The following is a 17,168-nucleotide window of genomic DNA, read 5'->3' on the forward strand; positions in this document are numbered from 1 at the left end:
GACATGACGGCATTCTTCCAATCCGAATTCTTCTACAACTACCGTCGCAGTTCCTCGGCGATGATCGGCAGCGCGCTGATGGCATTCTTTGCCCTCGCGGTGCTGCTTGGCCCCTTCCTCGTGGCGCAAGACCCTTATGACATCGCGGCGCTGAACCTGATGGACAGCTACAAGCCGCCGTTCTGGCTGGAAGGGGGTGACCCGCAGTTCTGGCTCGGCACCGACGGGCAGGGGCGTGACGTCTGGGCCTCGATCGTCTATGGCGCGCGGATCTCGCTCTTCATCGGGCTGGTGGCGATGGCGGCCTCCTGTTTCATCGGCACGCTTCTGGGCCTGATCGCCGGGTTCTACGGCGGCATTGTCGACAGCGTCATCATGCGCATCGCCGACATCCAGCTTTCCTTCCCCTCGATCCTGATCGCGCTGTTTCTGATGTCCGCCGTGGGCACAGGCATCGACAAGGTGCTGATCGCGCTGACGGCGGTGGGCTGGGTGGTCTATGCCCGGACCGTGCGCGGCTCGACCCTGTCGGAGATCGAGAAGGAATACGTGCAGGCGGCCAAGGTCGCCGGCCTGCCGAACCACAAGATCATCCGCAAACATGTGCTGCCCAACGTGCTGACGCCACTCATCGTCATCGCGACGATCCAAGTGGGCACCTTCGTGCTGATCGAGGCGTCGTTGTCGTTCCTCGGGGTCGGCGTGCCGATCACCCAGCCGTCGCTGGGGCTCTTGATCAAGAACGGTTTCGACGTGCTGTTCTCCGGGCTCTGGTGGACCAGCGTCTTTCCCGGCGTGGCAATCATGATGCTGGTCTTCGGCATCAACCTCTTTGGCGATTTCCTGCGCGACGAACTGAACCCGAGGCTGAAATGATGCGCGATACGGTACAGCAGAAACTGCTCGAGGTCCGCGACCTCAGAACCCATTTCCACACTTTCGCGGGTACGGTGAAAGCCGTGAACGGCGTCAGCTTCGACATCGCGGCGGGCGAGGTCATGGGCCTCGTGGGCGAAAGCGGCGGCGGCAAGTCGGTCGTCGGCTTCTCGATCCTCGGGCTGATCGACAGCCCCGGCAAGATCGAGGGCGGGGAGATCCTGCTCGACGGCGAAGACCTCGTGAAGGCCGGGGAGGCGCGGCTGCGCGAGATCCGGGGGCGCGACATCTCGATGGTGTTCCAAGACCCGATGACCTCGCTCAACCCGTTGCATACGGTGGGCCGGCAGATGGACGAGGTCCTGAGCCTGCACAGCGATTTGGACGCCGAGGCGCGTCATACGGCCTGTGTCGAGATGTTGGAAAGCGTCGGCATCAGCCGCGCGGCCGAGCGCCTCAAGGCCTATCCCCACCAGTTCTCGGGCGGGATGCGCCAGCGCGTGGTGATCGCCATCGCGCTTCTGGCGCGGCCGCGGTTAATCATCGCGGATGAGCCGACGACGGCGCTCGACGTGACAATCCAGAGCCAGATCCTGAAACTGATGCGCCGCCAGATCGCCGAAAAGGGCGCCTCGATGATCCTCGTCACCCACGACCTCGCCGTGGTTTCCGAGATGGCCGACCACATCACCGTGCTCTATTGCGGCAACGTGGTGGAGCGTGGCCGCACCCGCGAGTTGATTGAGGCGCCGGCGCATCCCTATACCCGCGGGCTGATCGACAGCATCCCCGACCTCGGCAACCGGCACGAACGGCTCAAACAGATCCCCGGCACCGTACCGGATATTCGCAACCTGCCCCAGGGCTGCAACTTCCGCGACCGCTGCCCGCGCGCGCAGGCCCTTTGTGCGGAGATCGAACCCGATCTGATGCCACAGCGCGGCTCGTTATCGGCGGCCTGTCACTTTCCTCTCAGCCCCGGAGACACCGCATGACCGATGCCCCTGCACCAATGCTCAATGTGCGCGACCTTGAGATGCATTTTTCCTTGGGCGGTTCCGTCCTCGACCGACTGCGTTTTGGCAAGAAGGGCCCTCGGATCGACAAGCCTGTGGTCCGCGCGGTCAACGGGGTGAACTTCAGCATCGAACGCGGTGAAATCATGGCGCTGGTGGGCGAAAGCGGCTGTGGCAAGTCCACCGTCGCCAAGACCATCGCGCGCATCTACAAACCCACGGGCGGCGAATTGCGCATCGACGGCGAGGATGTGGCCGAGCATGACTTTGCGCAGATGTTGCCCGTCCGCGCCAAGATGCAGATGATTTTTCAGGACCCCTACGCCTCGCTCAATCCGCGTCAGAAGGTGCGCGACATCGTGGCGGAGCCGCTGCTGCAGCAGACCAAGACCGCCGCCGAACGGCGCGAGGTGCCCGAAAAGATCGAGGCGCTGCTGGCGAAGGTCGGGCTCAATGCCGAACACGCCGGGCGCTATCCGCACCAGTTCTCCGGCGGCCAGCGTCAGCGCATCGGCATCGCACGGGCGCTGTCGGTCACGCCGGGGCTGATCGTCGCGGACGAGCCGGTCTCGGCGCTCGACGTCTCAATCCAGGCGCAGATTCTGAACCTGATGAAGGACCTGCGCGACGAGTTCGGTCTCGCCTATCTTTTCATCAGCCACGATCTCTCGGTCGTGCATCACATCGCCGACAAGATCGGCGTGATGTACCTCGGTTTCATGGTCGAGAATGCCCCGCGCGACGTGCTATTTTCGCGCCCGCGTCATCCCTACACACGCGCCCTTCTCTCGGCCGCACCCAGCATCAAGGAAAAGCGGGATAAAGAGGAGATCGAGCTTTCGGGCGAGGTGCCTTCGGCGCTTTCATTACCCTCGGGCTGCTGTTTCCGCACCCGCTGCCCCTTCGCCTGGGACCGCTGCGCCGCGGAACGCCCCGCCTTGCGCGACGTGGGCGACGGGCAGAGCGTCGCCTGCCACCTGATCGATGAGCCGGAAAGGGATGTCGCATGACCCTGATCGCACAGACTCGGCTGGGCCTTCACGACCCGCATGACTGCACCGACGCCAGTGACGAGTTGACGGTGTTTCACGCCATCTACGACAGGCTGGTGAAACGCGACGGCCAGGGGTTCGTCCCTGCACTGGCCCAGAATTGGGAGGTGTCGGAGGACGCGCGCGTCTGGACCTTCACGCTTCAGCCAGACGTGACTTTCCACGACGGCACCCCCTGCGACGCGAAGGCGGTGGCCGCCTCGCTCAATCGCATGGCGCGGGAGGACAAGGGCTATACCCTGGGCGCGCCTGCAGTCTGGCGGCAGTTTCTGGGCGGAGCCAAGCTAGAGGTTCTGGCACCGACGCGGATGCGCGTTACCCTGACCGCGCCGATGGCGGATTTGCTCGACGTGTTGGAGCAGGGCTTCATCGTCGCACCTTCGGCTTTCGCGGCGCTCGATGCGGGGGATTACAGTGTTCAGATTGGGAGCGGGCCTTACCGGATTACAGAGATCACGCCAGAGCGGATCAGTGCCGCGCGGGTGGCGGGGCATTTCTCCGGCAACCCGGCGAATGAGACCGTGACATGGCTGCTGGAACCCGACACCGCCAAGCGTCAGGCGATGCTGGCGGAGGGTAAGGTCCAGGTCGCCAATGGCCTCAATTTCGCGGCCTCGCGCAGCCTCGGTGCGATGCGGCACGAGTTCCTTTCACCCGTCGCGATCATCTATCTGCTGAATGCCGCGCGCGGCCCGCTGGCGGATGCCCGTGTCCGCCGAGCGCTGAGCCTTGCGGTCGACCGCGAGGCCATCGTCAAGACCGTGATGCAGGGTGCGGCCCGCCCGCTGCGCGGCTTTGTCAGTCCGAACCATTTCGGGGCCGGCACGGGGCAGGGCGCGCAGATGGACCGCGACACCGCCCGCGCCCTGCTGGCGGGGGCGGGGCACGGCGACGGTCTGACGCTCGACGTCGATTGCCCGACGCGCCTGCCGGACGAGGCCGAGCGGCTGACCGCCGCGCTTGGCGAGCAGCTCAAGGAGGTGGGGATCACGCTAAACGTGCATATCCACCCCGAACGCGAAGACTACGCCCACATGGTACGCCGCAAGGAAATCTGCGACCTTTGCGTCTTCGATTCAAGCCCGATGAGCACCTACCGCGTGCTTTACGAGAAGATCGACAGCCGCGTGGCAGGCTCGTGGTGGCAGGGCTATGCCAACCCCAAGATCGAGGCGCTGATCGACCGCGGCCGCGTGATGCCCGACCGCGATGCGCGAGCGCGGGTCTGGCAGGAAGCCTACGCGCTGCTGCAGGAGGACCCTGCGTGGCTCACGCTCTACAACCCGCTGCGGGTGATCGGCATCGCGGGGGAGCATCCCGACTTCAATATGCCCGCCGACGGGGTGATCGACGTGTCCGCCTTGCCGCATCTGCCGGAGGTGGCCCATGCAGGCTGACACGCTTCTGACCGGCGGCACCGTCATCACCATGGACCCCGCCCGCCGGGTGATCGAGGCGGGCGCCGTGGCGGTCCAAGACGGCAAAATCGTGGCCATCGGCAGTGCTTCGGAGCTGACCGAACAGCTCGAAGCCGCCGAGGTCATCGACTGCACCGGCCATGTCGTCTTTCCGGGGCTCGTGGATGTGCATGCCCACGCCGGCCATGGTCTGATCAAGACCATGGGCATGCACGGGGGAGATCGTTGGGAGGCGATCTGCGGCGAGGTCTATACACAGATCTCCCCCCCCGATTTCTGGCGCGCGGAAGCGCGGATTGCCGCCCTCGAGCGGCTGCGCTTCGGCGTGACCACCGGCGTGTCGCTCTTGGGCGGCGGAGACACGATCATGCGTAGCGACGATCCGGCCTATGCCGCGGCGCATTGCGAGGGCGTGCTGGAGGTCGGCACCCGCAGCGTCGTGGCCGTCGGTCCCACCCGCGCGCCACATCCGCTGACCTATGCTGATTGGGAGACCGGCGAACGGCGGCCCTATCCGGTGAGCTTCGAGCAGCAGTTCGACACCGCGAAAGCCGTTGCAGAAGACTGGCACGACACACACGCGGGTCGGATCAACATCGCCATGCTCTACCCCGTCCTGCGCGACGAGCACGAACGCGACATGGCTGCGCAAGATTACGCCGCCGCCTGCGCGCAGACCCAAGCCGTGCAGGCCCATGCCCGCGACAAGGGGCTGGTCTTCACCCAAGACGGCCACTGGCGAGGCTCGATCCGACGGGCCAAGGAACTCGGGACTCTGGGGCCGAACGCGCTGCTGTCGCATTGTATCGACCTGCACGACGACGAGATGATCGCCGTGGCCGAAACAAGTACCAAGATCGCGCATAACCCCTCGGCCAATGCCTCGATCTCGGGCCGTTGCCCGGCGGTCGAGATGATGGACATGGGCGTTTGCGTCGGCCTCGGGTCGGACGCCACCGCGCCGGACCGCTCGGGCGACATGTTCCGGCATATGCAACAGGCGATGCACTACCACCGCCGCCATTTCCGTGACGCCGACGTGCTGCCGATCGGCAAGGCGCTGGCGATGTGCACTATCGACGGGGCGCGCGCGCTCGGGATGGAAGACCGCATCGGATCTTTGGAGGTCGGCAAACAGGCCGACATCGTAACCATGGACCTCGCCCGCCCGCATCTGCAGCCGGGCAACATGGCGGTGCACCGGCTGGTCTGCTTTGCCAACGGCAACGACGTGAGCAACGTGATGGTGGGCGGCGAGATGGTGCTGCGCGACGCCCGTGCGACACGGCTCGACGAGGGCGCGGCCCTGCGAGAAGCGGCTATGCAGGCCGAGTTGATGATCGACCGCTTGGGCGGCGCGCCGGACCTCGATTTGCCCGCTAATTTTTGGGGCAGCGCCCCCCACGGCACGGAAGGCCAGCCATGACCATCTACATCGTCAATCCCAACAGCAGCCAGCATGTGACCGACGGCATCGACCGCGCGGCCGACCCGATGCGCGCGGCCTCCCCGGTGCCGATCGTGGCGCGGACGCTGGCCGAAGGCCCCCCGGGGATCGAGACGCAGGCCCATGTCGACGGTGTCGTCGGTGCGATGCTGTCGCATTGCGCGGCGCTTGAAGATCAGGCCAGCGCCTTCGTCGTCGCCTGTTTCTCGGACCCCGGGCTGGCCGCCCTGCGCGAACAATCGGCGCGGCCCGTCTTGGGCATAGCGGAGGCGGCGGTGCTGACGGCGATGACGCTGGGCCAGCGTTTCGGCATCATCTCAATCCTGCGCCGCTCGATCCCGCGGCACATGCGCTACCTCGGCGCCATGGGGGTGATGGACCGGCTCGCCGGGGACGAACCGCTGGAGCTTGGCGTGCTGGAACTGGCCGACGAAACTCGCACCTTCGAGCGGCTGAAGACCGTCGGCACCTCGCTGCGCGATGGCACGGGGGCGGATGTGTTGATCCTCGGCTGCGCCGGGATGACCGCCTTTCGCGGTGAGCTTGAAACAACCCTCGGCGTGCCCGTCATCGAGCCCTGTCAGGCGGCCACCGCCATGGCGATCGGCCGGGTCGCCCTGCAACAGACAAGATAGGAGAGAACATGTCCGCACTCACAGCAGAGGCGAAAGGCGTCTTCGTCATCGCCGTGACCCCCTTTCACCCCGATGGCCGCATCGACATGGAAAGCTGCGACAGGATGGTCGACTTCTATCTCGAGGTGGGGGCCACGGGCCTGACGGTTTTGGGCATGATGGGCGAGGCCCCGAAGCTCACGGTCGAGGAATCGCAAGAGGTCGTCGCCCGTATCCTGAAACGAGTCGATGGTCGGGTGCCGGTGGTCGTGGGCGTCTCCGCCCCCGGTTTTGCACAGATCGACACATTAACGCGCGCGGTGATGGATCTCGGCGCCGCCGGTGTCATGGTGGCCCCGTCCGGAAGCCTGCGTACCGACGACCAGATCGTGAGTTACTACCGACAGGTGGCCGAGGTGCTGGGCGACGTGCCCTTCGTGCTGCAGGACTTCCCGCTGGTCACCGGCGTGCAGATCGCGCCCAAGGTAATCGCCCGGATCGTCAATGAACTGCCCACCTGCGTTTGCCTGAAACACGAGGATTGGCCGGGGCTTGAGAAGATCTCCGCCCTGCGCGCCGAGGGCATGTTGGAGCGCCCTCTTTCGATCCTCTGCGGCAACGGCGGGCTGTTCCTGCCCGAGGAGATGGGCCGCGGCGCCGATGGCGCCATGACCGGCTTCGCCTACCCGGAAATGATGGTGCAGGTGGTCGATCTGTGCAGCCGCGGCGAGCTGAGCCGCGCGCAGGACATCTTCGACGCCTACCTGCCGCTGGCGCGCTTCGAGCAGCAGCCGGGGCTGGGTCTGGCGATCCGCAAATACACGCTCGCGAAACGCGGCATCATCGCCCATGACGCACAGCGCCGCCCCGGGGCCGCGCTGAGCGAAGCCGCCCGCGCCGAGGTCGACCGGCTGATCGCGCGACAGGAAAAACGACTGAAGGAACTGAACTGATGGATCTCGAACTGAACGGCAAACGCGCGCTTGTACTGGGGGCCAGCCGGGGCCTTGGCATGGCGATCGCTAAATCCCTGGCCGCCGAGGGCGCCACCGTCTTTGCCGCCGCGCGCAGCCGCGACAAGATCGCCGATTGGGCGAAAGGCATGGAGAACGTGCACCCCGTGCGATGCGACCTGTCGGACCTCGCCCAAGTCGACGCGCTGGCCGATCAGTTGCTCTCGGACGGCGGCGCGGACATCATCGTCAACAATGGCGGCGGCCCGCCCCCGGGCACGGCTCAGGCGGCCGAGCGCGGCCAGTGGCTGGCGCATTTCGAGGCGATGGCGGCGAACCTGTTCCACCTCAACACGCGTCTCCTGCCAGAAATGAAGGCACGCGGCTGGGGCCGCATCATCTCGATCACCTCCTCGGGCGTGGAGCAGCCCATTCCGAACCTCGCGCTCAGCAACGGCATCCGCTCGGCGGTGGTCGGCTGGTCGAAGACGCTGGCAAACGAGGTCGCGGGTGACGGCATCACCGTCAACGTGGTGATGCCTGGGCGCATCCACACGCAGCGGGTGGACGAGCTCGACGCCGCCGCGGCAAAGCGCACCGACAGCGACGTGGCCGAGGTAGCCGCCAAGTCTCGCGCCACGATCCCGGCGGGCCGCTACGGGAAGCCTGAGGAATTCGCCGACGTGGTGACCTTCCTCGCCTCTGCGCGGGCAGGCTTCGTCACCGGGTCGCGCATCCGCATTGACGGCGGCGCGATCAAAGGGGTTTGATCGGGACCTGTCTAGCGCGTGCAGCGGTACGCCATCGCGCTAGACAGGCCGCCGTTAGCATCTCACTACTTGCGCGCGTAAACGTCCTCGTAGCGAATGATGTCATCCTCACCCAAGTAGGACCCGGTCTGCACTTCGATCAGAACCATCGGGACCCGACCGGGGTTCTCCATCCGGTGGACCGCGCCGAGCGGGATATAGACCGATTGGTTCTCGGTTATCAGTTGGACATCGTCATCAACGGTTACCTTTGCCGTGCCTTCGACGACGATCCAATGCTCCGAGCGGTGATGGTGGCTCTGCAAAGACAGGGCGGCGCCAGGCTGGACCACGATGCGCTTTACCTGAAACCGGCCTCCGATAATCAGGCTCTCGTACCAGCCCCAAGGCCGGAAATCGCGTGGCAACTGCACCGCTTGGCTGGCACCCTCGGCCTTCAGCGCCGCGACCGCTTCCTTGACCCGTTGCGCTTGGGCTTTCGGCGCCACCAGAACGGCATCGGACATGGCAATGACCATCATATCGTCTAGGCCGATGCCCACGACTTCCTGCCCCGGTGTTTCCGAACGCAAGAGCGAGTTGGAACAGTCAATCGCCGTGGCGTGATCCGAGGTGGCATTCCCCGCCATGTCCTGCGGGCTTTCCATCCAAACGGCGTCCCAACCCCCGAGATCGGACTATTCATGGCGGTAGGACATGACTGCTAGGTTATCGGCCTTACCCATGATCGCATAGTCGATCGAAATGTCTTCTGCGTCGCTCTAAGTCTCAGGGGTCAATCCGGGTAAATCCGAGGTCGGTATCTGCATCTTTCAATGCGGCCTCTACGGCGGCGAGCAGATCGGGGGCATGCACCCGATCTGCCGCGATCAGCGTTTCTGCGGTAAAGAGGAAAATGCCAGCGTTCCACAGGAAATTTCCCGCCGCCACCATGTCAGCGGCGCGTGCCGCCTCGGGCTTTTCGATGAAACGCGCCAGTGCTTGGGGAGTGTCGGCTTGGGCATCACTGCCTGCGGCAAGCTCCAGATAGCCAGAGCCGGTTTCGGGCCGGGTAGAGGTGATGCCGAAGGTAATCAAATCGCCCTCTTGCGCCCGGGGGACAGCCGCCTGGACAGTTTCGCGAAAGGCGTCGGCCTGCGGGATCAGGTGGTAAGACGGCGTCACTAGCATCAATGCCTTTCGGTCTTTCTGCGCCATCCAAAACGCCGCGGCGAGGATCGCCGGGGCGGTATTGCGCCCGTCGGGTTCGATCAGAATGCCCTGCGGGGCCAGTTCCACAGCGGCCAACTGCTCTGTTACGTTAAAACGAAAGGGATCACCTGTCAGAACGACCGGAGCAGCGAAACCTTCTCCGGAAAGCCGCTTGGCAGAGGCCTGAAACAAGCTTTGCTCACCCATGATGTGGGCGAACTGCTTGGGGTAGGATTTGCGGGACAAGGGCCAAAGGCGTGTGTCGGAGCCGCCACAAAGCAGGATGGGATGAATGGTCATAATAAATCATTTTGTTACAAAAGCTTCGGCATCCATGAAGTCTAACACTCAGGAGATGACTACACCGAAAAGTCTACCTTGGGTACCGTAGAATGCATTCTGTGGCCGACGGCCATCCGTCATGTTGAACGAAGCGGACCATCGAAGAAACACACCTGTATATCAATCACAGCGAGCAATTGGGGAGATCAGGCTTACTTCAACGTTGCAAGATAGCTGCCATAGTCATTCTTGGTGAACATCTCCGCGCGTTCCGCAAGGGCCTCTTCGCTGATCCAACCATTTTTAAAGGCGATCTCTTCCAGACAACCGGTTTGCAAACCCTGCCGTTCGGTCAACGTGCGGACAAAATTTCCCGCGTCCAACAGGCTGCCATGGGTGCCGGTGTCCAGCCAAGCATAGCCGCGCCCCATGCGTTCGACCTGCAATTTGCCCGCTTGTAGATACATCTCAAGCAGTGAGGTGATCTCCAATTCACCCCGCACGGATGGCTGAACTTCTGCGGCATGTTTCGGCGCATCTCCGTCGAGGAAATAGAGGCCCGTTACCGCGTAGTTCGAGGGCGGCACATCGGGTTTTTCGATGATCTCTTCGGCTTTGCCATCCGCATCAAAGCCGACGACCCCGTAACGTTTTGGGTCAGAGACGTGATAGCCAAACACCGTGCCCCCTTCGATGCGCGCATCTGCGGCGGCCAGCATATCAGGCAGCCCGTGGCCGAAAAAGATGTTGTCGCCGAGCACCATGGCCGAAGGCGCACCGGCAAGAAAGTCTTTGGCCAGCAGATAGGCTTGCGCCAAACCGTCGGGGCTCTCCTGCACAATGTAGGTCAGGTTGATCCCCCATTGGCTGCCATCGCCGAGAGTTCGGATGAATTGTTCTTGATCTTGGAAGGTGGTGATCATGGCGATGTCGCGGATGCCCCCCAGCATCAAAATTGAGATGGGGTAGTAAACCATGGGCTTGTCGTAGATAGGCAGCAGTTGCTTCGAAATCCCCATGGTGATGGGGTAGAGCCGCGTGCCAGAGCCACCGGCCAGAATGATGCCTTTGCGTTTGCTCATGATCGGGCTCCAAGGTCTTTGAGTATATCTGTGAGCGTCTCACGCCAGTCGGGGCGCGGGATGTCGAAAACGGTCTCAGTGGCGCGACAATCCAGACGGGAATTCAGCGGTCTTTGGGCCGGGGTCGGATACTCGGAAGAGGGGATGTCCGTTACCGTGCAATCAAGCTGTGACCGCGCGAAAATTTCACGGGCGAAATCGGCCCAGTTGACATCCGGCGCGCCGGAGAAATGATATGTGCCGCTTTTAGCCGGATCGTCTATCAACTGCCGCGCAATGGCATGACAAGCCGCCGCGATCTCGGCAGCGCCGGTGGGGCCGCCGATTTGGTCGGCGACAATGTTGAGCGCGTCACGCTCTGCCCCGAGCCGCAGCATGGTTTTGACGAAGTTCGACCCATGGGCCGAAACCACCCAAGAGGTGCGCAGGATGGCATGGGTGCCACCCGCCGTTCTTACCGCCTGCTCTCCGGCCAGTTTGCTGCGGCCATAAGCGCCAAGAGGAGCGGTTCGATCCTCTGGCTGCCATGGCAAGTCGCCGCCGCCGTCGAAGACGTAATCGGTCGAAATCTGGACGAAGGGGATGGCCAGTGCCGCACAGGCACGGGCCATGGCACCGGGTGCCGCACCGTTGATCGTGGTGGCGCGCCGCTCTTCCTCTTCCGCCTTGTCGACAGCCGTATAGGCCGCGGCATTGATCACCGCCTCGGGACGCTTGCTGTGGATCAGGGCGGCGCAGGCCTCTGGGTTTTCGAGATCGGCGGCGTCACGGCCGTAACATTCCGTTCCCTCCAAGGCGGCGAGTTCGCGCGCGACCTGACCCGTTTTGCCGAAGACGAGGATGGTCATGTGCTCACCCCTTGGTGCCAAGCCGTTGGCCTACGCCATCGCGGTTCTGCAGCGCGCGCCACCAGTCCTCATTATCGAGATACCATTGCACGGTCCGCTCCAACCCTTCTTCGACCGTCACCGACGGGCGCCAGCCCAGTTCATCACGGATACGGCTGGGATCAATGGCGTAGCGCAGGTCATGGCCAGCGCGGTCCTGCACAAAGGTGATCTGATCGGCATAGGACGTTTCCTTGGGGCGCTTTTGATCAAGAATGCTGCATATGGTCTTCACAAGGTCGATGTTACGCGCCTCGTTCTCGCCGCCGATGTTATAGCTGCGGCCCAAGGCGCCTTTTTCCAGCACCAGCAACAGCGCGTCGGCGTGGTCTTCTACATAGAGCCAGTCGCGCACGTTCAGCCCTTGACCGTAAACCGGGATCGGTTTGCCCGCCAAAGCGTTCAGGATCACCACCGGCACCAGTTTTTCGGGAAAGTGGAAGGGCCCGTAATTGTTGGAGCAATTCGTCAACACGACCGGCAGGCCATAGGTCTCATGCCATGCGCGGACCAAATGGTCGCTGGATGCTTTGGAGGCGGAGTAGGGCGAGCGCGGGTCATAAGGCGTGTCTTCGGTGAACATCCCCTCTGCACCAAGCGAGCCATATGCCTCATCCGTCGAGATGTGGTGAAAGCGGAACGCTTCTGGCTTGCCGCGCGCCACCCAATAGCGGCGCGCGGCTTCCAGCATGTTGTAGGTGCCGGTGATATTGGTTTCAATGAAATCCCCGGGTCCGTCGATTGAGCGGTCCACATGGCTTTCCGCGGCCAGATGCATCACCGCGTCTGGTTGGTGTGCTGCAAAAATACGATCCAGCGCCGCACGGTCGCGAATGTCGGCATGCTCAAAGGAGTAGAGCGGATCATCCGCCACGCTGGCGATGTTCTCGAGACAACCCGCATAGGTCAACGCATCGAGGTTGACGACCTCATGCCCCCGCGCCACCGCCAGCCGCACCACTGCTGAGCCGATAAAGCCGGCGCCGCCCGTCACCAGAATCTTCATGTCGCTTCCCCATAGGTAAATGGGCTGTCGAAAGCCGCCCAATGCGCGGCCTTGGCGTCTTTGTCAGAGAGGATTGCCTCCCCGTCTATGCCCCAATCGACGCCAATATCAGGGTCGTCAAAACGCACAGCCCCATCGCATTCGGGCGCATAGTAATCGGTGCATTTATAAATGATCTCTGTGTCAGGCGCGCGCGTCGCAAAGCCATGCAAAAAACCCTTGGGGATCAGCAGTTGCAATCCGTTCTCAGCGGTCAAGTCATAGCCGACCCATTGACCATAGGTCGGACTGCCCTTGCGGATATCCACCGCCACATCGAACAGCGCGCCTCGCCCACAGCGCACCAGCTTGTCCTGCGCGTGGGGCGGGGCCTGAAAATGCAATCCGCGCACGGTCCCCACGGCGGCAGAGAGCGAGTGGTTGTCCTGCACGAAATCAAGGGTGATCCCATGTTCCGCCAGCGTCTTGCGGTTCCAGCTTTCGGAAAAGAACCCTCGTGCATCGCCGAACCTTGTGGGCTTTAACAAAAGGACCCCCGGTAGGGCGGTTTGGGTTACTTGCATGTCGGTTGGTTCCTTGAGGGGGTTCACACTTTCCATAGCAAGCAATAGAGTCGGTGTCATGGGATGGAATAAGAGGGCGCGTTTACAAACCAGCAGAACAAGCCCTTTCTGCCAGTGACGCTTACATTAACCCCCCTTTCTTCAGAAATTTGCTTTGAAGACTCCAGTTTTTGCTGGCCATGTCTGTCATAGAAAATGCCTTTTTAGAGAATGCCCTTTATGACCACGACAGCCTTGACCCACCTGCAGCGCCTTGAGGCGGAGAGCATTCACATTCTGCGGGAGGTTGCCGCGGAAGCGGAGAACCCCGTGATGCTTTACAGTGTCGGCAAGGACAGCGCCGTCATGCTGCATCTGGCAAAGAAAGCCTTCTACCCGGCCCCGCCGCCCTTTCCTCTGCTGCATGTCGATACGACGTGGAAATTTCAGGACATGTACGCGCTTCGGGATCGTGCGGCGAAAGAGGCTGGGATGGAGTTGCTCGTGCACCAGAACCCCGAAGCGGCAGAGCAGGGGATCAACCCATTCGACCACGGCGCGCTGCATACTGACATGTGGAAAACCGAAGGGCTGAAACAAGCGCTCGACAAGCACGGTTTTGATGTGGCTTTCGGCGGTGCGCGTCGCGATGAGGAGAAATCCCGCGCTAAGGAACGCGTCTTCTCTTTCCGCTCGGCAAACCACCGGTGGGATCCTAAGAACCAGCGCCCGGAACTCTGGCGGCTTTACAATGCCCGCAAAGCCAAGGGTGAAAGCGTCCGAGTATTCCCAATCTCGAACTGGACCGAATTGGATATCTGGCAGTACATCCACCTTGAGGGGATTGAGATCGTTCCCCTGTATTTCTCGGCACCGCGACCCACTGTCACGCGCGATGGGATGATCCTTATGGTGGATGACGACCGTTTCCCGTTAGAGCCGGGTGAGGCGCCTGAAATGCGCTCGATCCGCTTTCGCACCCTGGGCTGCTACCCCCTGACCGGCGCGGTGGAGAGCGGGGCAAAAACGCTGCCCGAGGTCATTCAGGAAATGCTGCTGACCACCACGTCCGAACGGCAGGGGCGTGCGATCGACCATGATCAGGCGGCCTCGATGGAGAAAAAGAAGCAAGAAGGTTATTTCTGACGCTTCCTTTCTTTTCCGGCCCTTCCATTTAAGCAGAGATATTGCCCCCATGACCGCCCAAAATCCGACTTACAAGACCGACGCCCTTATTGCCGAAGACATCGACGCCTATCTGGAATTGCATCAGCATAAGACTATGCTGCGCTTTATCACCTGTGGCTCTGTCGATGATGGCAAATCCACCCTGATCGGGCGGCTGCTCTATGACAGCAAGATGATCTTTGAGGACCAACTGGCGACCCTTGAGGCTGACAGCAAGCGTGTGGGCACCCAAGGGCAGGATATCGATTTCGCCCTGCTGGTCGATGGTCTGGCGGCGGAGCGTGAGCAGGGCATCACCATCGACGTCGCCTACCGTTTCTTCTCGACCGAGAAACGCAAGTTCATCGTGGCCGACACGCCGGGCCACGAACAATATACCCGCAATATGGTCACCGGTGCCTCGACTGCCGACCTTGCAGTGATCTTGATTGATGCGCGCAAAGGCGTGCTGACCCAAACCCGTCGCCACAGCTATCTAGTGCATCTGTTGGGCATCCGACATGTCGTGCTAGCCGTCAACAAGATGGACCTCGTGGATTACGATCAAGCCACCTATGACCAGATTGTCGAGGATTACCGGACATTCGCTGAAAGCATCGGGCTCACCGATTTCACGGCCATTCCGATTTCGGGCTATAAGGGCGACAATATCACGGGCCCGAGTGAGAATACCCCTTGGTACAAAGGCCCGGCGCTCCTGCCGCATTTGGAGGCGGTGACGCTTGAAAGCACGGTCGAGCAATCCGAGCCTTTCCGGATGCCAGTACAATGGGTGAACCGGCCCAATCTCGATTTCCGAGGTTTCGCGGGCCTCATCGCCAGCGGACAGCTGCGTCCGGGTGATCCGGTCCGCGTCTTGCCCTCGGGCAAGACCTCGACCATCGGGCGGATCGTCAATCTGGATGGTGACCGGGAACTCGCCGTTGCGGGGGAGTCGGTGACCGTAACCTTGGCGGATGAAATCGACTGTTCACGGGGGCAGGTGATCGTGGCAGCACAGTCCCCGCTCGAGGTGGCAGACCAGTTCGAAACCACGCTCGTTTGGATGGACGATGCCGAACTGGTTCCGGGGCGCGCCTATGCCCTTAAAATCGGGGCGCAAACGGTGTCGGCGACCGTTCAGCAGCCTAAATATGAGGTTAACGTCAACACTCAGGAACATATCGCGGCCAAGACCTTGGAGCTGAACGCCATCGGCGTCGCAAACCTCACGACTGACCGCGAAATCCCCTTTGCCCCCTATAGCGAGAACCGAGATCTGGGCGGCTTCATCCTGATCGACCGGATCACAAATCGCACTGTGGCGGCCGGCATGATTAATTTCGCCCTGCGCCGGGCACAGAACATTCACTGGCAGGCTACGGATATCGGGCGTGACCATCACGCTTCGATGAAACACCAAAAGCCTGCGGTGCTTTGGCTTACCGGCCTGTCCGGGTCCGGCAAGTCCACGATCGCCAATGTCATCGAGAAAAAGCTCGCACGAATGAACCGCCACACCTTCCTTCTGGACGGCGACAACGTGCGCCATGGGCTGAACAAGGATCTGGGCTTTACCGAAACTGACCGGGTCGAGAACATCCGCCGTGTCGGCGAGGTGGCAAAATTGATGACGGATGCAGGGTTGATCGTCGTTACCGCCTTCATTTCGCCCTACCGTTCGGAACGGGACATGGTGCGCAACATGATGCAGCCTGGTGAATTTATCGAAGTTTTCGTCGATACACCGCTCAACGTGGCTGAGAGCCGGGACGTGAAAGGGCTATATGCTAAGGCACGCGCTGGTGAGTTGAAGAACTTCACCGGAATCGACGCGCCCTATGAGGCGCCCCAAGCCCCGGAGTTGCGCATCGATACGACGGCTCTGAGCGCAGAAGAAGCGGCGGATTTGATTATCGAGCGGCTAATCCCAGGGTAAGAAACGCACTAATAGGTGCTGCCTACAATGCGGTCGAGGTCTTCTGTATGCTTGGTGGCTGACTAAAAGAGCTCAAACAAGAATGTGCCTCATCGACCTGTTCTGCCACATTCGAGAAGACTAGGGGGCGTCCTGGATGCCCATCGCCTGGATGCCCATCGTGTAGCGCGGTCCAGGTTGCGCGATTATCGATCTGTTCAGAGATGGACCTGCCGCAACTTGGTGCCGCTGCGCAATGACAGCTCTCCGCGGCAGGGCGTCCTTGCAGCGTCATGGCGCGCGCACGACCAGTCCTCTTGTAGCGGTCGCGATGATGCTATCAACTGCGGCTTGTGAAACCGTAATGTCTTCGCTGGCGGTTTCGTTTACGTAGCACTCGTCGCGACTAGCGTGAACCAATCGCCAGCCGTCGGCCACGCGGCGTATGTTGATGCGGGTAGTGATACTCGGGCTTGATTTTCTTGCATAGGCATTGCTCCGCGACTTGCCTGCAGGGCGGTAGGACGCTGTTGCTCCGATAAGGCTTTTTAGGGTTGCGCCTCGTTCTCTCAGGTCTTCTTCTGTTTCTAAGGCATAGGAGATGACATCCTCAGCGTCCATCGTGTATGTATTAGCCTTGCCGTTGATTTTCTTGAGATATGCCTCCAGCGGCGCGCGGAAACTTTCCTCGAGTTGTTTCAGCAGTTCTATTTTGTCGTTTAGTGCGACCTTGAGGTCATCGATCTCTTTGCTTGGGGCGCTCCAATGAGTAGGTATGATGCGCTTTGGGGATCGAATACGTAGTTCCGCCGGTTGTAGTTCTAACAAAGAGATCTTTAGTTTGATTTTTTCAATGTCAGCTTTGATGGGTGCAGCTTCTTTATCTTGTTTTGCGCTCGAGATTTTAATGGTCATAATATGAAACTCCTTTGGTAATTACTTATTGA

15 protein-coding genes and 1 pseudogene are annotated in these 17,168 nt (G+C 61.6%); 10 read left to right on the forward strand and 6 right to left on the reverse strand.

The genetic code is table 11. The annotated features are described in order from the left end of the window. The first annotated feature begins 3 nt into the window (after nucleotides 1–3). From J7392_RS22645 to J7392_RS22680, 8 genes are read left to right on the forward strand one after another with little or no spacing between them, the layout of a single operon-like run. Nucleotides 4–876 carry an ABC transporter permease gene (locus J7392_RS22645; RefSeq protein WP_209219527.1) on the forward strand — a complete coding sequence of 291 codons (873 nt, stop codon included), beginning with the start codon at nucleotides 4–6 and terminating at the stop codon, nucleotides 874–876. Next, on the forward strand, nucleotides 876–1,871 hold the full coding sequence (locus tag J7392_RS22650; protein WP_209219528.1) for an ABC transporter ATP-binding protein: 996 nt from the start codon (nucleotides 876–878) through the stop codon (nucleotides 1,869–1,871). The genes J7392_RS22645 and J7392_RS22650 overlap by 1 nt, the downstream gene beginning before the upstream one ends. Further along, nucleotides 1,868–2,902: a dipeptide ABC transporter ATP-binding protein gene (locus J7392_RS22655; RefSeq protein WP_209219529.1), complete on the forward strand. Its 1,035-nt coding sequence runs from the start codon at nucleotides 1,868–1,870 to the stop codon at nucleotides 2,900–2,902. Before J7392_RS22650 ends, J7392_RS22655 begins: the two co-directional genes overlap by 4 nt. Further along, nucleotides 2,899–4,341 (forward strand): ABC transporter substrate-binding protein, encoded by a 1,443-nt coding sequence (locus tag J7392_RS22660; RefSeq protein WP_209219530.1) that lies wholly within the window; start codon nucleotides 2,899–2,901, stop codon nucleotides 4,339–4,341. The genes J7392_RS22655 and J7392_RS22660 overlap by 4 nt, the downstream gene beginning before the upstream one ends. Beyond that, nucleotides 4,331–5,788, forward strand: coding sequence for an amidohydrolase family protein (locus J7392_RS22665; protein ID WP_209219531.1), 1,458 nt, complete (start codon nucleotides 4,331–4,333; stop codon nucleotides 5,786–5,788). The genes J7392_RS22660 and J7392_RS22665 overlap by 11 nt, the downstream gene beginning before the upstream one ends. Continuing rightward, the gene (locus tag J7392_RS22670) at nucleotides 5,785–6,444 is read left to right on the forward strand and encodes an aspartate/glutamate racemase family protein (RefSeq protein ID WP_209219532.1); all 660 of its coding nucleotides are present in this window, start codon (nucleotides 5,785–5,787) and stop codon (nucleotides 6,442–6,444) included. Before J7392_RS22665 ends, J7392_RS22670 begins: the two co-directional genes overlap by 4 nt. An 8-nt stretch (nucleotides 6,445–6,452) precedes the next feature. Beyond that, nucleotides 6,453–7,376, forward strand: coding sequence for a dihydrodipicolinate synthase family protein (locus tag J7392_RS22675; RefSeq protein WP_209219533.1), 924 nt, complete (start codon nucleotides 6,453–6,455; stop codon nucleotides 7,374–7,376). Then, entirely contained in the window at nucleotides 7,376–8,146 is a 771-nt protein-coding gene (locus J7392_RS22680) for an SDR family oxidoreductase (protein WP_209219534.1), read from the forward strand. The genes J7392_RS22675 and J7392_RS22680 overlap by 1 nt, the downstream gene beginning before the upstream one ends. A 65-nt stretch (nucleotides 8,147–8,211) precedes the next feature. Here J7392_RS22680 and J7392_RS22685 read toward each other — a convergent pair. The 5 genes and pseudogenes from J7392_RS22685 to rfbC all read right to left on the reverse strand — a co-directional run bounded on the left by J7392_RS22685 (nucleotide 8,212) and on the right by rfbC (nucleotide 13,157). Further along, nucleotides 8,212–9,637 (reverse strand): annotated as a pseudogene (locus tag J7392_RS22685) (mannose-1-phosphate guanylyltransferase/mannose-6-phosphate isomerase). Nucleotides 9,638–9,831: 194 nt separating this feature from the next. After that, nucleotides 9,832–10,701 (reverse strand): glucose-1-phosphate thymidylyltransferase RfbA, encoded by an 870-nt coding sequence (rfbA, locus tag J7392_RS22690; RefSeq protein WP_209219535.1) that lies wholly within the window; start codon nucleotides 10,699–10,701, stop codon nucleotides 9,832–9,834. Beyond that, entirely contained in the window at nucleotides 10,698–11,549 is an 852-nt protein-coding gene (gene rfbD, locus J7392_RS22695) for a dTDP-4-dehydrorhamnose reductase (protein ID WP_209219536.1), read from the reverse strand. Before rfbD ends, rfbA begins: the two co-directional genes overlap by 4 nt. 4 nt (nucleotides 11,550–11,553) lie before the next feature. Next, entirely contained in the window at nucleotides 11,554–12,594 is a 1,041-nt protein-coding gene (rfbB, locus tag J7392_RS22700) for a dTDP-glucose 4,6-dehydratase (protein ID WP_209219537.1), read from the reverse strand. Beyond that, nucleotides 12,591–13,157: a dTDP-4-dehydrorhamnose 3,5-epimerase gene (gene rfbC, locus J7392_RS22705; RefSeq protein ID WP_209219538.1), complete on the reverse strand. Its 567-nt coding sequence runs from the start codon at nucleotides 13,155–13,157 to the stop codon at nucleotides 12,591–12,593. The genes rfbB and rfbC overlap by 4 nt, the downstream gene beginning before the upstream one ends. A 219-nt stretch (nucleotides 13,158–13,376) precedes the next feature. Here rfbC and cysD point away from each other — a divergent pair, with 219 nt between their 5' ends. Beyond that, entirely contained in the window at nucleotides 13,377–14,282 is a 906-nt protein-coding gene (gene cysD / locus J7392_RS22710; RefSeq protein ID WP_209219539.1) for a sulfate adenylyltransferase subunit CysD, read from the forward strand. Between the two features lie 49 nt (nucleotides 14,283–14,331). Next, on the forward strand, nucleotides 14,332–16,242 hold the full coding sequence (gene cysN, locus J7392_RS22715; protein WP_209219540.1) for a sulfate adenylyltransferase subunit CysN: 1,911 nt from the start codon (nucleotides 14,332–14,334) through the stop codon (nucleotides 16,240–16,242). A 270-nt stretch (nucleotides 16,243–16,512) separates the two neighbouring features. Here the strand turns inward: cysN and J7392_RS22720 are convergent, their stop codons facing one another. After that, on the reverse strand, nucleotides 16,513–17,136 hold the full coding sequence (locus J7392_RS22720) for a hypothetical protein (RefSeq protein ID WP_209219541.1): 624 nt from the start codon (nucleotides 17,134–17,136) through the stop codon (nucleotides 16,513–16,515). Nucleotides 17,137–17,168 lie beyond the last annotated feature (32 nt).

Source organism: Sulfitobacter sp. R18_1 (assembly GCF_017743915.1).
Taxonomy (GTDB): domain Bacteria; phylum Pseudomonadota; class Alphaproteobacteria; order Rhodobacterales; family Rhodobacteraceae; genus Sulfitobacter; species Sulfitobacter faviae.

Coding starts and splice junctions, on each gene's coding strand:
- J7392_RS22645 (WP_209219527.1), top strand. CDS start 4: ATGACGGCATTCTTCCAATCCGAATTCTTCTACAACTACCGTCGCAGT.
- J7392_RS22650 (WP_209219528.1), top strand. CDS start 876: ATGCGCGATACGGTACAGCAGAAACTGCTCGAGGTCCGCGACCTCAGA.
- J7392_RS22655 (WP_209219529.1), top strand. CDS start 1,868: ATGACCGATGCCCCTGCACCAATGCTCAATGTGCGCGACCTTGAGATG.
- J7392_RS22660 (WP_209219530.1), top strand. CDS start 2,899: ATGACCCTGATCGCACAGACTCGGCTGGGCCTTCACGACCCGCATGAC.
- J7392_RS22665 (WP_209219531.1), top strand. CDS start 4,331: ATGCAGGCTGACACGCTTCTGACCGGCGGCACCGTCATCACCATGGAC.
- J7392_RS22670 (WP_209219532.1), top strand. CDS start 5,785: ATGACCATCTACATCGTCAATCCCAACAGCAGCCAGCATGTGACCGAC.
- J7392_RS22675 (WP_209219533.1), top strand. CDS start 6,453: ATGTCCGCACTCACAGCAGAGGCGAAAGGCGTCTTCGTCATCGCCGTG.
- J7392_RS22680 (WP_209219534.1), top strand. CDS start 7,376: ATGGATCTCGAACTGAACGGCAAACGCGCGCTTGTACTGGGGGCCAGC.
- rfbA (WP_209219535.1), bottom strand. CDS start 10,701: ATGAGCAAACGCAAAGGCATCATTCTGGCCGGTGGCTCTGGCACGCGG.
- rfbD (WP_209219536.1), bottom strand. CDS start 11,549: ATGACCATCCTCGTCTTCGGCAAAACGGGTCAGGTCGCGCGCGAACTC.
- rfbB (WP_209219537.1), bottom strand. CDS start 12,594: ATGAAGATTCTGGTGACGGGCGGCGCCGGCTTTATCGGCTCAGCAGTG.
- rfbC (WP_209219538.1), bottom strand. CDS start 13,157: ATGCAAGTAACCCAAACCGCCCTACCGGGGGTCCTTTTGTTAAAGCCC.
- cysD (WP_209219539.1), top strand. CDS start 13,377: ATGACCACGACAGCCTTGACCCACCTGCAGCGCCTTGAGGCGGAGAGC.
- cysN (WP_209219540.1), top strand. CDS start 14,332: ATGACCGCCCAAAATCCGACTTACAAGACCGACGCCCTTATTGCCGAA.
- J7392_RS22720 (WP_209219541.1), bottom strand. CDS start 17,136: ATGACCATTAAAATCTCGAGCGCAAAACAAGATAAAGAAGCTGCACCC.